Source organism: Granulicella cerasi (assembly GCF_025685575.1).
In the GTDB taxonomy this organism is placed as follows: Bacteria; Acidobacteriota; Terriglobia; order Terriglobales; family Acidobacteriaceae; genus Granulicella; species Granulicella cerasi.
On record NZ_JAGSYD010000001.1, the window covers coordinates 519,457 to 533,439 of the forward strand.

The following is a 13,983-nucleotide window of genomic DNA, read 5'->3' on the forward strand; positions in this document are numbered from 1 at the left end:
TCGAGACCTGGGGCACCCGTTCGTGGTGGAACGAAGCCACGTACACTGACCTACGTTATGTCCACGCGCGTTCGTTCGTTTTCGAAGATCAATCTTGGCCTGCGGGTCGGGCCTCCGCAGGTGGGCACGGGCTTTCATGCACTACGCACCTGCTACCAGACGCTGGCCGCGTGCGACTTCATCACGGTGAGTGCGAAGGCGGCGAGCACGACGAAGATCACGCTCGCGGCAAACCACCCAGGCGTGCCCCGCACCGAGACCGGTGATGCGGAGAAGAACACGGCGTACCGCCTGGTGGCGCTGGCGTTGGAGTCGCTGGGTGTGACGGCGGAAGTTCACATCGAGCTCGACAAGCGGATGCCGGTGCAGGGCGGGCTCGGCGCGGGGTCTGCGAACGCGGCCGCGGCGCTGATCGCGCTGGAGCGTGAGTTGGGGCAGAGCCTGAGCTGGGACGATCGGCTGCGGCTGGCGGCGGATGTCGGGTCGGATGTGCCGATGTTCCTGGTCGGCGGCACGATGCTGGGCGTGAATCGCGGCGAAGAAGTGTATCCGCTGCCGGATCTGCCGGAGACGCCGTGTGTGCTGGCGATTCCGGATGTGGGCGTGTCGACGAAGCTGGCATTCGAGGCCATAGACGAGGAGTACGCGAGGGCAGCAGGGGCGAGGGGCCAGGGCTCAGGGCGCAGGGCCCAGAAGGCGGGTTCCGCTGCGGCGCAAGATCTGGAGATTCCTCGGGAGACTGCAAGTGCTGGAAGCGCCGAGGCATCCCCTGAACCCTGGGCCCTGGAACCTGGACCCTTGACTCCCAGCCCGCCTGTGGATAAACTAGAAAGGTTGAGCCACGCTCTGGCAGGGGCATTTGCGTACCCCGGCCGTTTAGAGCCTGGACTCTCCGGTATCGTCGGCGAAGCCGATGATCTGGCGGAGAACCCTCTTCTCACGCTTGTCCGCACCGGGATCGAGAACGACTTCGAAGAAGTAGCGTTTTCAATGCATCCCTCCTTGCGTACAGTGAAGCGTGAATTGGCGGGCAGCGGCCCGGAGGCAGCGATATTCGCTGGTCTTTCGGGATCCGGCTCGGCTTTGTTTGGCTTGTATGCCAGCGAAGACGATGCGCTCAGGGCTCAACAACGTGTGCAGGCATCCGGCACGAAGGCAGTCGTCACGAAGACGCTGTCTCGCCACGGATATTGGCATACGATGTTCGCAGAGTAGCTTTTCGGCACGCGCAACAGTTTTGCCGAAGACACACTGGGCGATCGACTAACGGTAGGTCAAGTGCCTTTGACGCACTCAGTCCAGGTTCGAATCCTGGTCGCCCAACCACTCAAGGTCGAACGCCTGCGTCACCTCCCCGACGCTTCTGCGAATGCAAGGTACTTGGAGCTTTTGCAGTTTCTCCGCCGACGGAACAACATTTGTCGGCAGCAGGATCACCAGTAAAGAAGTTCGGGCCAAAGCGGCGAAGTAACGAAGTCTGCCGCTCGACGCCCTGAAGAAGCCGAGTTTTGAAACAGTTAGAAGAGGCGACAAACAGCGCCCGACCCGACGTTTAGCAAGACAGCAGCATTTGAACCAATCAAGCAGGTCAACCAGCCTGGAGGATGTTCACGAATGAGTACGCAGAACTCGACTGCGGTTTCTTCCCCAAGTTCCATCCCCGGCGATCTGGATACGGCTCAGGCCGAACAGCTCGCCACGAAGCAGGCGGGAGCTGATAATGCAGCTCCCGCAGCTTCGGTAGTCAAGACCGCACCGGCGAAAAAGCCGTCGCGGTTGAGCGAGGACAAGCGCTTCAAGGTCTTCTCCGGTTCCGCCAATGTGGCGCTTGCCGAAGAGGTTTGCGAGTTTCTTGGTGTTCCTCTCGGACAGACGCGTTTGCAGCAGTTCTCGGACGGCGAAACGCACTTCCAGCTCCTTGAAAACGTGCGCGGCGTGGATGTGTTTCTCATCCAGCCCACCTGCTACCCGGTCGACAAGCATCTTGTCGACTTGCTGATCATGATCGACGCGCTGCGTCGTGCATCGGCGGGACGCATTACTGTGGTGGTTCCCTACTACGGCTATGCCCGTCAGGACCGCAAAGATCGCCCGCGTGTGGCGATCACCTCGAAGCTTGTTGCCGATCTTTTGGTGACCGCTGGCGCGAACCGCGCCCTCTTCGTGGACTTACACGCAGCCCAGATTCAGGGCTACTTCAACATTCCAGTGGACCACCTGTTCGCTTCGCCGGTTCTCGTCGGATACTTCCGCGATCTCAACCTGCCGAACCTGACGGTTGTCAGCCCGGACGCCGGCGGCGTCGAGCGTGCACGCTTCTTTGCAAAGAAGCTGGAAGTGCCGCTCGCGATCGTCGACAAGCGTCGTACCGACATCAACGTCACGGAAGTGATGAACGTGATTGGCGATGTGAAAGGCAGGACGTGCTTGATCCTCGACGACATCGTCGATACGGCAGGCACGCTGGTCAAGACAGCGGAAGCGCTGCTGGACCAGGGAGCGACAGAAGTCTACGCCTGCGCTTCGCACGCGGTGCTCTCGGGCCCGGCGGTGGACCGCATCAAGGCTTCGCGACTGAAGGAGCTGGTGGTGTCGAACTCCATCCCGCTCACGGAAGCCGCGCGCGCAGTACCCAAGATTAAGGTGCTCTCGATTGCCGGCCTGCTCGGCCGCGCGATTGAAAGTATCCACATGGAGACGTCGGTTTCGACGCTCTTCAACTAGGATTCAGGGTCCAGGGCTTAGGGCCCAGGGCTCAGAAAACAAAACGCCGGAGAGATTCGGCGTCAACTATGCGGTGAACTCCGCGAACGGATTGGAAGTAAGGAAGAGCTGGACACAGGCGTCTTCTGGACCCTGGGCCCTAAGCCCTGAACCCTCGCTTCTAAGCCCGAAAGGAAAATACGATGTCCAGCAACAGCACTGTTCCCACCTCCGTCGTCGCAACGCCGCGTACCGGCACCTTCAACAAGAACCACGCTCGCCGCGTGCGCGTTGCAGGCCTGATCCCGGCAGTCGTTTACGGCGCCAACCAGCCTTCGGTCGCCGTGACGGTCGACCCGCGCGTCATCACGCGCATCCTGCACTCGGAAGCTGGCCACAACTCGATCTTCGATCTCCAGATCGAAGGCGGCGAGAGCGGCAAGGCGATGATCGTGGACTGGCAGAACGAGCCCATCAAGGGCACGCTGCTGCACATCGACTTCAAGCGCATCGCGCTGGGCGCGAAGATGAAGGTTTCGGTTCCCGTGCACCTCGTGGGCACCTCGACCGGTGTGAAGAACCAGGGCGGCGTTCTCAGCCAGATCCTGCACGAAGTGGAGCTCGAGTGCCTGCCGACCGACATCCCGTCGCACATCGACGTGGACATCACGAGCCTCGAGATCAACGGCGCGATCCACATCTCGGACCTGCCCCACACCGCGAAGTACAAGTTCCTGACGGCAGACGAGAACCAGCTCGTTGCTCACGTGACGGCTCCGAAGGCTGAAGCGGAAGCTGAGCCGGCTGCTGGTTCGGCTGAGCCGGAAGTTGCCAAGAAGGGCAAGAAGGAAGAAGCGAAGTAACGAATTAGCTCCTGGCTTCTAGCTCCTGGCTTCTAGCTAGAGGCCAGAAGCCAGGAGCTAGAAGCTGCCTCATGAAGCTGATCGTCGGACTTGGAAATCCCGGACTGGAATACCTTCTGACGCCGCACAACGCGGGTTTCATGGCTGTGGATCGCATCGCAGAAGGTTGCGGTGTGCAGTTGTTGAACCGTCGTGGCAAAGCCATGACGGCGAAGGCGAAGCTGGCAGGCGAAGACGTGCTGCTGGCCAAGCCGGACACCTTTATGAACCTCAGCGGCATGTCCGCTGCAGCGCTTCTGAAGGAGTTGAACCTCGAAGTGAGCGAGATGATCGTGCTCTACGACGAGTTGGCGTTTCCGCTGGGCACGCTGCGTTTGGCGCAGCGCGGTTCGGCAAACGGGCACAACGGTGTGAAGTCGATCACCAGCGTGCTCGGCACGGAAGAGTGGATGCGCGTGCGCATCGGGGTAGGCAAGACGACTCCCGATGGACAGCCGATCAAAGCTGGCGGGAGCAACTACCTGCTGGCCCCGATGAAGAACGCGGCGCTCGACGTGCTGGACAAGGTTCTCGATGAGGCTGTGAAGGCTGTCGAGACGTGGCTGACCAGAGGACCGGCGGCTGCGATGAATGAGTACAACCGGAAGAGCGAAAGCGCGTTGTAAGTTGTACGTTCTAAGTTGTAACGGCGACCTGAAAACACTTAGAACCTACAATGTAGAACGTACGACTCTCTTCCCTAACCAGAGCCAGACTCACCTCAGAAATACCTGAGGGGGTGCGAGTAGAACTCGCAGAAGGAAACACATGAACCGCTCTTACGAAATCATGTTCATTGTCCGCCCGGATCTCGACGAGACCGAAGTGGACAAGATCGTCGAGACGTTTTCGGGCTATGTCACCACCGGTGGTGGTGCTGTAAAGTCCGCCGAGAAGATGGGCCGTCGCCGCCTGGCGTATACGGTGCAGAAGTTCAATGACGGCATCTACCTGTTGCTCATCGTTGAGTCGCCGGCATCGCTGATTGCTGAGCTCGAGCGCCGCCTCCGCGTGTCGGAGCAGGTGATCAAGTTCATCACCGTGCGCATGGACGAAGAAGAGAAGCGCGTCGCGAAGATCCAGAAGCTGCGTGCTTCGAAGGTCAAGCGTTCGGCTCTGCCGACCGAAGCTCCGGCTGAGGCTGCAGCTCCCGCGGCTGAACCGGCTGCTGTCTAAGCGAACCTCTCGCATCGAACGATCGACATTATCCGGCGCTTAGAGCGCCGAGAAGGAAATGAACATGGCTGACGAAACAACGACTCCGCAAGCTTCCACTCCGGCTACCGAGCAGACCTCGGCTCCGGCACAAGCACCGCGCGCTCCGCGCCCTGCTGGTGCACGTCCTCCGCGTCCCGCGGGCCCTGGCGGCCCTGGCGGTCGCAAGTTCTTCCGTCGCAAGAAGGTTTGCAAGTTCACGGTAGAGAAGATCGATTCGATCTCGTACCGCGACGTGCGCCTGCTGCAGCAGTTTGTGTCGGATCGCGGCAAGATCATTCCGCGCCGCCTCACGGGTACCTCGGCTCCGTTCCAGCGCAAGCTGACGAAGGCCATCAAGCAGGCCCGCGCAATCGCTCTGCTGCCCTACGCGGCTAAGTACTAAGCACGCGCCGCCTGAGCGCGGCCTAGAACGAGATCTGGAGATCACAATGGAAGTCATTCTCAAGGAAGATGTACAGAAGCTGGGTCACCGCGGCGACGTGGTGAAGGTTGCTGACGGTTATGCCCGCAACTACCTGCTGCCCACCAAGCTCGCGATCGCTGCGACCGCGAACAACAAGGCCGTCATCGAGCAGATGAAGGTATCGGCACTGCGCAAGTCGGCGTCGGAAAAGTCGGGCGCAGATGAGCTCGGCGCCAAGCTGAACGAAGCCGTGGTTCTGTTCGAGCGCAAGACCGGCTCGGCTGGCCAGCTCTTCGGTTCGGTCACGTCGTCGGACATCGCGAAGGCTCTGGAAGAGCAGGGCTTCTCGATCGACCGTCGCAAGATCCACCTCGACGAGCCGCTGAAGACCGTGGGCGAGTACCACATCCCGGTGAAGATTCACCGCGAAGTGACCGCACACGTGCAGGTCACGATCAAGTCTGACGCACCGGAAGTCGACCCGACCGCCGAGCAGCCGGAAGACGAGACCGCGTTCAAGTCGCTCTATGAGGGCGAAGTGGACTTCCAGCGCGAGTAGTTTCTCCGCTGCGGTTACCGCATAAGAAAGCGCCACCTTCGGGTGGCGCTTTTGCTTTGCAGCGCAGACTTCACTACCAGGGGTAGTTGCCGTCCTTGTGGATGAAGGTCGCGGTCGGCGCGTCGTCGCTGGTGGCGAGGCGCACGATGGCAATGGCCCCTTCCTCGATCGTCTGGTGACCGCTGTGGCCGTTGAGATCGGTGGCGGTGTAGCCGGGGCAGACCGAGTTCACCGTGACGTCGGTGTCGCGGAAGTCATAGGCGAGGTCGGCGGTGAACATGTTCAGCGCGGCCTTGGAGGTGTTGTAGGCGAGCACCTTCGTGTCGTAGTAAGGCGTGTTCGGATCGGTGTTGATGCCGATCGAGCCGAGGCCGCTCGAGACATTGATGACCTTCGCCTTGCCTGCAGCGCGCAGCAGCGGAACGAACGGCTGCGTGAAGGCGACGGTGCCAAAGAAGTTCACCTCAAAGGTGCTGCGAAGAATGTCAAGGCTCACGTCGCTGGCGTGGCCGTCCCCGGCCTGGAAGACTCCGGCGTTGTTGACGAGCACATCGAGGTGACCGAACTCTTCCGTGATGGACTTCGCGAGTGCAGCGCTGCTTGCGGCGGCGTTGTTGAGGTCCGCTGCGACATAGCGAACGTCGCCACCTTCGGCGCGCAGTTTGCTTGCGGCTTCTTCGCCACGCGCAGCATCGCGAGCGCCGAGCAGCACGGTGAAGCCAGCCTTGCTGAGCTGACGAGCTACTTCAAAGCCGATGCCTTTGTTGGCGCCTGTAATCAGAACGACCTTTGCCATGATTCTCCTCAAGGACATGCTGGCTCGCGGGTTCTTCCGCTCGTTGCCGATGTCCGCAAGGTTAGATGTCCCGCTCCGGCAGGGGGCTTATGAATTTTCAACGCTGCTGCGTGCAGCGGACGCGTCCGTATTCCGGCGCTCGAGCCACCGGCTGATGGAACTCGCGCACTCCTGCGGAGCCTCCTCCGCAAGCAGATGCCCCATGCCTGCCAGGGTCACGCGTTCGTTATCGGCGAGGTGCTCTTCCAGCTTGTCAGCGCTCGCGATGGGGACGACGGGATCTTCGTCTCCCCAGATCAGCAGCGTCGGGATGGCGATCCTCTTGAGCGTGAGCGCGCGGCGCAACTGGTCCATATCTTCGTCCCAGGTCCTCAGCATTTCGAGGATGCGGCGTAGCGTGTTGCGATTGCGCAGCACGTTCAGTTGCTTGCGCAGGTGCCGCATGTGGATGCGGCTCTTCGAGCCTGCGGCTTCGTTGTATGCGCGAAGAATCATCCAGTTCGGCGCGAGCGGAATGCTCAGGGCGAGCATGCGGCCAGGCTGGCGAAGATAGAAGTTCACCACGCGGCTTCTGTATCCGCCGAAGGGATGCGCGGGGCACATCAATACCAGCCCGTTCAATGCCAACGAAGTCGTCGCGGCCAGTCGTAACGCGAGAACGCCGCCGTGCGAATGGCCGATGATCACCGCCTCCGACAGACCGACGCTCTGCATGAAATCGTGAATGAGGCGCGTCAGGTTTCCCTGTCGAACATCCAGCTTCCTGGTCTTATCGAGGGGCTGCGCGGAGAGCAGATCGATCGCCACGATGCGCCGGTTCTTCGGCAACTCGGAGATCAGTTCCTTCAGCGTATCGGCTGTTGCCAGCAGTGCGTGGAGCAACAAGATCGGCGGTAGCTCCGGCGATGTATCTTCGCGAGCAGCTTCGCGCTCGATATAGCCAAAGCGAATTTCGTTGACCACGGCTTCGCGGAGTATCACGTCGTCGTACCGGTGAGGCGTCAAAGTCCGAGAGCTCTTGCAAGATTCCGCATGTTTGCAGGATAACGAACAACGAGCTGCCTACGTGGTCTTATCCTAGATAACTTCAACTTCACTTGCGGCTGCTCAAGCAAGGATCGAATCGTTATCGGCACCGGCGCCTGGAAAGGCGGCAACGTGGAGAGAGCTTGTGCAGTCCAAAGAAGATATGGCGCGTCAGTCTCTCTTCGCTTCGTTACTGCTTTCGCTCAGCTTCGCTGCTCATGCAGCGGACCGTCCTGCATTGAAAACGGTGGATCACGTAGATCTTTCTCGCTATCTTGGCCGCTGGTACGAGATGGCGCGCTTGCCCAATCGTTTCGAAAAGAAGTGCGACCGTGATGTGACCGCGCAGTACAGCCAGGATGGCGAGGGTGTGCGCGTGGTGAATACCTGCACCGAAGCCGATGGGAAGATCACGCAGTCCAAGGGGAAAGCGAAGATCGTAGATGCACCCGCGAACGCGAAGCTGAAGGTGACGTTCTTCTGGCCGTTCTATGGCGACTACTGGATCATTGGCTTGGACCCCAGTTACAGGTGGGCCGTTGTGGGGGAGCCGAGTCGCAAGTATCTCTGGGTGCTGGCGCGGGAGTCGAAGTTATCGGCGGGTGAGAAGAGCGAAGTCGATCGCGTGATTCGCGAGGCTGGCTATGATCCGTCCGCAGTCGTGATGACGAAGCAGACGCGCTAGAGAATGCAAAACGAAACGCCTCGCCCGATTCGTAGGGCGAGGCGTTGTTCGGTGATGCGTCTGAGTTTAGAGCGCGCCGAACTGCACGACACGGACGCTTTCGATGGACTCGGAGGCGCGCAGCGTGGCGACGGCGGTCTCGACTGCATCCTGCGAAGCGGCGGTGGTATCGACCTGAACGAGAGCAAGCGCCTTGCCTTCGGGGATGCGGCTCGAGCGAGCGGTCTTGCTCGTCGCGCGGCCCAGAGCGAAGCTCGCGATGTTGAGACCAGCCTCACCGATCACCGAGCCGACGCGGCCGATCACGCCGGGGACGTCGTGGTTGCGGATGACGATGACCGTGCCGGAGAGTTCGCTTTCGATGTCGATGCCGTCGTAGCTGAGCAGGCGCGGCGAGCTGCCGTGCAGCACGGTGCCGAGGCCGGTCCAGTCGCCTTCTGCTGCCGGGCCGCTGGAGTCCTTACGGGTCCAGTGCAGCGAGAGGCGCAGCGTGGCGCCTGTGCCACCGGCGACGTGCTCGCGCTTGTCTTCGGTGATGCGGATGCCGCGCTCCACCGCAACGGATGCGGCGTTGATGCGGTTGACGCCGTCGGCGCCGCGCAGCACGCCAGCGATCGCAGCGTTCTTGATCGTCTCAGTCTTCTGCGTGGCGAGGCGGCCGTTGTACGTGAGCGAGATGCTCTCGACGGAGCCGAGGAGCGAGTCGTTGTTCACGCCGGCGTCGTGGCCGAGAAGCTGGCCGAGGCGGTACGCCATCTCCATGTACGGCGCGAGCTCGGCGTACTCATCTTCGTTCAGCGAGGGCACGTTCACGGCGTTCTGCACGACGCCGAGCTTGAGGTAGTCGCGCACCTGGTTCGCGAGCTGGATGCCGATGGCCTCCTGCGCTTCGTCGGTGGAGCCGCCGAGGTGCGGGCTGAGGAAGACGTTGTCGATGCCGTGGTAGACCGACTCCTTGAGCGGCTCGGTGCGGAAGACGTCGAGCGCTGCACCGGCGACCTTGCCGTCCTTCAGCGCGTCGGCGAGGGCTTCGTCCACGATGAGCTCGCCGCGGGCGCAGTTCACGATGCGGATGCCGGGCTTCATGATCGCGATGGAGTGCTTGTTGATCAGGCCTTCGGTCTGCGGCGTCAGGCCGACGTGCAGCGAGAGGAAGTCGGAGTCGGAGAAGATCTCGTCGATGGGCACGAGCGTGATGCCGTGCTCGCGCGCGATCGCCGGAGCGATGAAGGGGTCGTAGCCGATGAGGTTCATGCCGAAGGCGCGGGCGCGGCGCGCGACCTCGAGGCCGATGCGGCCGCAGCCGACGATGCCGAGCGTCTTGCCGCGCAGCTCGGTGCCCTGCAGCGACTTCTTGTCCCACTTGCCGGCGTGCATGGTGGCGTTGGCGCGGGGAATCTGGCGGACCATAGCGATCATGAGGCCGAGCGTGAACTCGGCGACGGCCACGGCGTTGGCGCCGGGGGTGTTCATGACGACGATGCCGCGGCGGGTGGCTTCAGCAGCGTCGATGTTGTCCACACCCACGCCAGCGCGGCCGATGATGCGGAGTTTGGGAGCGTGCGAGAGCAGCTCGGCGTCAGCCTGAACGGCCGAACGCACGATGAGCGCGTCCGCGTCAGCGAGCTCAGCCGGAAGGCCACCTGCCGGAATCTGATCGGCGGTGACAACATTCCAGCCAGCTTCTTCTTTGAAGATGGCGAGAGTGGCGGGTGAGACTTTTTCTGCGAGGACGATCTTCACAAACATGCTCCAGGGCGTAGAAGCGCCGGAACCAGTTTAGCGGCTGCAGAGGCCGTATCTGTCAGACAGGTAGCCTTACTGACCGATAAACGATTTCCCGATCCGAAGATCGGCCATATTTTGAGCCGGTGGCTAAGGCTTTCCGTGAGGGATGGTCGGTTATCGGCACTAAGGGCATCCGCGCTGCCCATCTACACTATCCGCATGGCTTCAGCGAACGACCTTAACGCCCTATACAGCATCCCCGGAGTCCTCGAGTTCACCACTGGCCCGAATGAACTCGTCCGTGCCGAGATCACCTCGCCCTCCTGCAGCGCCGAGCTTTATCTGCATGGCGCGCACCTCACGCAGTGGAAGCCGACGGATACCGCCGAGCCTGTGCTCTTTCTTTCGCCGCTCTCCGGCTTTGCGCCCGGCAAGGCGATTCGAGGCGGTATCCCCGTCATCTTCCCGTGGTTCGGGGCGCGCAGCGAAGAGGTCACCGGTCACTCCAAGGATGGCGGCCAGCACGGCTTCGCGCGCACCACGGAGTGGGAGGTTGCTTTCGCGGCATCGGTCGGTGACGCGGTGCATCTCGTGCTGACGTTTGGCCCCAGCAATGCCACACGCGCGCTGGGCTTTGACGGCTTTCGCGCCGCGCTGGAGTTTCGCCTCGGCGAGGAGCTGCATGTGCGTATGACCGTCGCCAACGAAGGCAGCGAGCCGTTGGTCTTCGAAGAGGCGTTGCATACCTACCTGCAGGTAGGCGACCCCAGGCAGGTCAAGCTCCACGGCCTCGGCCAGACCGAGTTCCTCGACAAGTTCGACGACTTCAAGCGTAAGACGCAGGACAACGAAGTGCTCACGTTGACCGGCGCCACCGACCGCCCGTACCTCAACACCACCGCGAGCATCACCATCGAAGATCCTGCGTTCGCGCGCAAGCTCGTCGTCGGCAAGGGCGGTTCGCGCACGACCGTGGTGTGGAATCCGTGGAGCGAGCTTTCGGGCACCATGGCTGATCTCGGCCCCGACGCATGGCAGCACTTCGTCTGCGTCGAAGCCGCGAACGCCTTCGAGGACCGCATTACGCTCTCGCCTAAGGCCGCGCACATCATGGAGACGACGATCAGCGTGGAGCCGCTCGCGTGAAGCTGATTCTGGCTTCGCAATCACCGCGCCGTCGCGAACTTCTCACGCTCGCGGGCTTCACCTTCACGGTGTTGCCCGCGAACATCGATGAAACGCGGCGCGCGGGCGAGGCTCCCGATGCGTACGTGCAGCGCCTCGCGCTGGAGAAGGCGCGGGCGATTGCGAAGCTGCATCCTGAGGCCACGGTGCTCGGCGCCGACACCACAGTCGTGCTCGACGGCGAGGCGCTCGAAAAGCCACTCGATCTCAACGACGCGCGCCGCATGTTGCTTGCGCTGAGCAATCGCGCGCACGAAGTGCACACCGGCATCGCGGTCGTATCCCCCACCGAGACACACACGCACATCGAGACCACACGCGTCGTCTTCTCCGCTATCCATCAAGCAGAGTTAGAGACCTACGTCGCCAGCGGTGACCCGCTCGACAAGGCCGGTGCCTACGGCATTCAGGGCTACGCTTCGCGCTGGATTCCACGCATTGAAGGCGACTACTTCAACGTCGTGGGTTTGCCTGTGGCCGCGACCGTGAAACTGCTCACGCGAACCTCACTGCTCGAGTTCGAATAGAGATCTCTACTCCACCGCAGCAATCATCGCGGCGAGCAGCACCGTGCGCTCGATCACATGCGCAGCCACCACATGCTCATGCGCTGCGTGTGCGCCGCCGCCCACGGCGCCCATGCCGTCGAGCGTAGGCACGCCAAGCGCGGCGGTGAAGTTGCCGTCGGAGCCACCGCCCGTTGCGGCTTCATCCAACGCAAAACCCATCTGCTTCGCGATCGCCTGTGCTTTGCGGAACAAAGCGACCGTGCCCTTGCCGCGCTCCATCGGCGGGCGGTTGAAGCCGCCCGATACCGTCAGCTTGCAACGCTTGTCCGTCGGCTTCAGCCTGGCAAAGAGCTTCTCCACCGCCGCCGCATCGCGCATCGTCACCGAACGCACATCGACTTCAGCGACACACTCTGCCGCGATCACGTTAGAGCGCGTGCCGCCATGCACTACGCCCACGTTCACCGTGCGCCCTTTGCTCAGGTCTGTAAATGCCGAGACCTTCTCGATCAACCGCGCCATCTCCAGCACCGCTGACGCGCCGCGCTCGAAGTCCACGCCCGCGTGCGAGGCCACGCCTTCCACGCGCAATTCAAAGTGAGCTACGCCTTTGCGCGCCGTCTTGTACGCGAGTCCCTGCGCGGGTTCCATCACAAAGACCGCGCTCGACTCCAGTGCAATCTTCTCGGTGATCGGCCGCGAGACGGGGCTGCCAATCTCCTCTTCGCTCACCAGGAGCAGTGTGATCGGCCGCGTCACGCCGAGCTTCTGCACGGCGGCGACGGCCTCCAGCGCCATCATCACGCCGATCTTCATGTCCACGACGCCGGGGCCTTTCCACTTGCCCTCTTCTTCGCGCCACGGCATCTTCGCCAGGGTGCCGTGCGACCACACGGTGTCGAGATGACCGAGCAGAAGTACGGGCTTCACACCCTTCTTCGCGCGGCCGAATCGCAGCTCCAGCACGTCGCCGTAGCCGCGCTGCTTGTGGCGCTTCACCTTCGCACCCAGCTCCGCAGCCCACTCCAGAAACAGCGTGCCTGCGCGGTCTACTGCGGGCTTGTCTTCGCTGGGAGACTCGACCTCCACCAACGCGCGTGTCCGCGCCTTCAACCGTGCTGCCTGTGCTTCAATCTCTGCCTGAACCGCTGCTACTGCAATCGCCATCGCTTCGTCTAAACCTCGTCACGACCAGAGTAAACGCACCCCGCATCCCACACCTGAGATAATCAAACCGTGCTGAACACCTTGCGCCTCCCCGTCCTTTTGCTGGCCCTTTCGGCTCTCCGCTTCGGCTGCCATGCGCAGACACCCGCACCGGCAGCTCCCGCGCAGCCTGCGGTGATGTCCACCGGCAAGCCGCTCTCGCCCGACACCGCGTGGCGCGTCGAAAACCTCATTCGCCGCAAGGCTAACGAGCTGCCGCCTATGGCGACCGTCACGCTCAGCGGCTTGCAGCCCTCGAACGTCAGCGGCTTCAGCAAGCTCTACGCGACGCTCTCCAGCGAAGGCAACGTGTCGCGGCCCATCGAGTTCCTGCTCTCTGACGACGGCAACACGCTCGAGCAGGTGACGACCTTCGACATCTCCGCCAGCCCGCGCACCGGTATTCCGTACACGCATCGCCCGTCGCGTGGTGGAGCCGAGAACGCCCCGGTCATCATCGTCGGGTTTGACGATCTCGAGTGCCCCTACTGCGCGCGCCTGCACGCGAGCATCTTCCCGGCAATCACCAACCGCTACGGCAACAAGATCCACGTCGTGTATCACGACTACCCGCTGGAGATTCATCCCTGGGCGATGCGTGCCGCGGTGGATGTGAACTGCCTTGCGCCGCAGTCAGACACGGCTTATTGGAGTGCAGTCGATCGCGTACACGCCGAGGCCTCCACCATCGGCATGGACCCGAAGGACGCGAAGGCTGAACGCACCATGGCTCGCGCCAGTGACCAGCTCGACGCGATCACGCGCGAAGAAGGCCATAAGGCCAAGCTCGACGCGAACAAGATCGACGACTGCATTCACAAGCAGGACCAGACGAACATCAATGACGAAGTGCACCTCGCGCAATCGCTGAGCCTCGGCTCTACGCCGGTGCTTTTCATCAATGGCAACAAGGTGGAAGGCGCGCTGCCGATTGAGTACATCTTCAGCGTGATCGATAAGGCGCTCGTCGCGCAGGGCGTTACTCCACCCGCGCCGTATGTTCCGCCAACGCCTCCAGCCGCAGCGCCGAAGAGCTAGTGCCCTTCGCAGAAAGGCCGGGAGC

General features: G+C 62.1%; 15 protein-coding genes and 1 tRNA gene. 12 read left to right on the forward strand and 4 right to left on the reverse strand.

Annotated features, from left to right (window positions below; all coding sequences use genetic code 11):
- Positions 1–57 precede the first annotated feature (57 nt).
- From OHL11_RS02135 to rplI, 8 genes are all read left to right on the forward strand, one after another.
- Positions 58–1,215 carry a 4-(cytidine 5'-diphospho)-2-C-methyl-D-erythritol kinase gene (locus OHL11_RS02135; protein ID WP_263369828.1) on the forward strand — a complete coding sequence of 386 codons (1,158 nt, stop codon included), beginning with the start codon at positions 58–60 and terminating at the stop codon, positions 1,213–1,215.
- Positions 1,216–1,252: 37 nt separating this feature from the next.
- Positions 1,253–1,326: transfer RNA gene (locus OHL11_RS02140), tRNA-Gln, on the forward strand.
- A 288-nt stretch (positions 1,327–1,614) separates the two neighbouring features.
- Positions 1,615–2,724, forward strand: coding sequence for a ribose-phosphate diphosphokinase (locus OHL11_RS02145; RefSeq protein ID WP_263369829.1), 1,110 nt, complete (start codon positions 1,615–1,617; stop codon positions 2,722–2,724).
- A 182-nt stretch (positions 2,725–2,906) separates the two neighbouring features.
- Entirely contained in the window at positions 2,907–3,566 is a 660-nt protein-coding gene (locus OHL11_RS02150) for a 50S ribosomal protein L25 (protein ID WP_263369830.1), read from the forward strand.
- A gap of 71 nt (positions 3,567–3,637) precedes the next feature.
- A complete protein-coding gene (gene pth / locus OHL11_RS02155) occupies positions 3,638–4,231 on the forward strand; it encodes an aminoacyl-tRNA hydrolase (protein ID WP_263369831.1) in 594 nt (197 codons plus the stop codon).
- Between the two features lie 142 nt (positions 4,232–4,373).
- Positions 4,374–4,781, forward strand: a complete 408-nt coding sequence (rpsF, locus tag OHL11_RS02160) for a 30S ribosomal protein S6 (protein ID WP_263369832.1) — start codon at positions 4,374–4,376, stop codon at positions 4,779–4,781.
- Between the two features lie 64 nt (positions 4,782–4,845).
- Positions 4,846–5,205, forward strand: coding sequence for a 30S ribosomal protein S18 (rpsR, locus tag OHL11_RS17215; protein ID WP_317890611.1), 360 nt, complete (start codon positions 4,846–4,848; stop codon positions 5,203–5,205).
- Positions 5,206–5,251: 46 nt separating this feature from the next.
- Positions 5,252–5,785 (forward strand): 50S ribosomal protein L9, encoded by a 534-nt coding sequence (gene rplI, locus OHL11_RS02170; RefSeq protein WP_263369833.1) that lies wholly within the window; start codon positions 5,252–5,254, stop codon positions 5,783–5,785.
- A gap of 73 nt (positions 5,786–5,858) precedes the next feature.
- Here the strand turns inward: rplI and OHL11_RS02175 are convergent, their stop codons facing one another.
- Together OHL11_RS02175 and OHL11_RS02180 are read right to left on the reverse strand one after the other, a co-directional pair.
- Positions 5,859–6,581, reverse strand: coding sequence for an SDR family oxidoreductase (locus OHL11_RS02175; RefSeq protein WP_263369834.1), 723 nt, complete (start codon positions 6,579–6,581; stop codon positions 5,859–5,861).
- An 87-nt stretch (positions 6,582–6,668) separates the two neighbouring features.
- Positions 6,669–7,586 (reverse strand): alpha/beta fold hydrolase, encoded by a 918-nt coding sequence (locus tag OHL11_RS02180; protein WP_263369835.1) that lies wholly within the window; start codon positions 7,584–7,586, stop codon positions 6,669–6,671.
- A 184-nt stretch (positions 7,587–7,770) separates the two neighbouring features.
- On the opposite strand from OHL11_RS02180, the gene OHL11_RS02185 reads away from it, so the two are divergent.
- A complete protein-coding gene (locus OHL11_RS02185; protein WP_263369836.1) occupies positions 7,771–8,292 on the forward strand; it encodes a lipocalin family protein in 522 nt (173 codons plus the stop codon).
- A gap of 66 nt (positions 8,293–8,358) precedes the next feature.
- Here OHL11_RS02185 and serA read toward each other — a convergent pair whose 3' ends face one another.
- The gene (gene serA, locus OHL11_RS02190; RefSeq protein WP_263369837.1) at positions 8,359–10,035 is read right to left on the reverse strand and encodes a phosphoglycerate dehydrogenase; all 1,677 of its coding nucleotides are present in this window, start codon (positions 10,033–10,035) and stop codon (positions 8,359–8,361) included.
- Positions 10,036–10,239: 204 nt separating this feature from the next.
- On the opposite strand from serA, the gene OHL11_RS02195 reads away from it, so the two are divergent.
- Together OHL11_RS02195 and OHL11_RS02200 are read left to right on the forward strand one after the other, a co-directional pair.
- Positions 10,240–11,166: a D-hexose-6-phosphate mutarotase gene (locus OHL11_RS02195; RefSeq protein WP_263369838.1), complete on the forward strand. Its 927-nt coding sequence runs from the start codon at positions 10,240–10,242 to the stop codon at positions 11,164–11,166.
- Complete coding sequence (locus OHL11_RS02200) at positions 11,163–11,732, forward strand: Maf family protein (protein WP_263369839.1); 570 nt, start codon at positions 11,163–11,165, stop codon at positions 11,730–11,732. Before OHL11_RS02195 ends, OHL11_RS02200 begins: the two co-directional genes overlap by 4 nt.
- Positions 11,733–11,738: 6 nt before the next feature.
- Here the strand turns inward: OHL11_RS02200 and OHL11_RS02205 are convergent, their stop codons facing one another.
- Entirely contained in the window at positions 11,739–12,881 is a 1,143-nt protein-coding gene (locus OHL11_RS02205; RefSeq protein ID WP_263369840.1) for a M20 family metallopeptidase, read from the reverse strand.
- Positions 12,882–12,950: 69 nt separating this feature from the next.
- On the opposite strand from OHL11_RS02205, the gene OHL11_RS02210 reads away from it, so the two are divergent.
- The gene (locus tag OHL11_RS02210) at positions 12,951–13,958 is read left to right on the forward strand and encodes a DsbA family protein (RefSeq protein WP_263369841.1); all 1,008 of its coding nucleotides are present in this window, start codon (positions 12,951–12,953) and stop codon (positions 13,956–13,958) included.
- The last annotated feature ends 25 nt before the right edge of the window (positions 13,959–13,983 follow it).

Excerpts from the sequence above, each read along its gene's own strand:
- rpsR (WP_317890611.1), top strand. The coding sequence starts at position 4,846 with ATGGCTGACGAAACAACGACTCCGCAAGCTTCCACTCCGGCTACCGAG.
- rplI (WP_263369833.1), top strand. The coding sequence starts at position 5,252 with ATGGAAGTCATTCTCAAGGAAGATGTACAGAAGCTGGGTCACCGCGGC.
- OHL11_RS02145 (WP_263369829.1), top strand. The coding sequence starts at position 1,615 with ATGAGTACGCAGAACTCGACTGCGGTTTCTTCCCCAAGTTCCATCCCC.
- OHL11_RS02135 (WP_263369828.1), top strand. The coding sequence starts at position 58 with ATGTCCACGCGCGTTCGTTCGTTTTCGAAGATCAATCTTGGCCTGCGG.
- OHL11_RS02185 (WP_263369836.1), top strand. The coding sequence starts at position 7,771 with ATGGCGCGTCAGTCTCTCTTCGCTTCGTTACTGCTTTCGCTCAGCTTC.
- OHL11_RS02205 (WP_263369840.1), bottom strand. The coding sequence starts at position 12,881 with ATGGCGATTGCAGTAGCAGCGGTTCAGGCAGAGATTGAAGCACAGGCA.
- pth (WP_263369831.1), top strand. The coding sequence starts at position 3,638 with ATGAAGCTGATCGTCGGACTTGGAAATCCCGGACTGGAATACCTTCTG.
- OHL11_RS02175 (WP_263369834.1), bottom strand. The coding sequence starts at position 6,581 with ATGGCAAAGGTCGTTCTGATTACAGGCGCCAACAAAGGCATCGGCTTT.
- OHL11_RS02150 (WP_263369830.1), top strand. The coding sequence starts at position 2,907 with ATGTCCAGCAACAGCACTGTTCCCACCTCCGTCGTCGCAACGCCGCGT.
- rpsF (WP_263369832.1), top strand. The coding sequence starts at position 4,374 with ATGAACCGCTCTTACGAAATCATGTTCATTGTCCGCCCGGATCTCGAC.
- OHL11_RS02195 (WP_263369838.1), top strand. The coding sequence starts at position 10,240 with ATGGCTTCAGCGAACGACCTTAACGCCCTATACAGCATCCCCGGAGTC.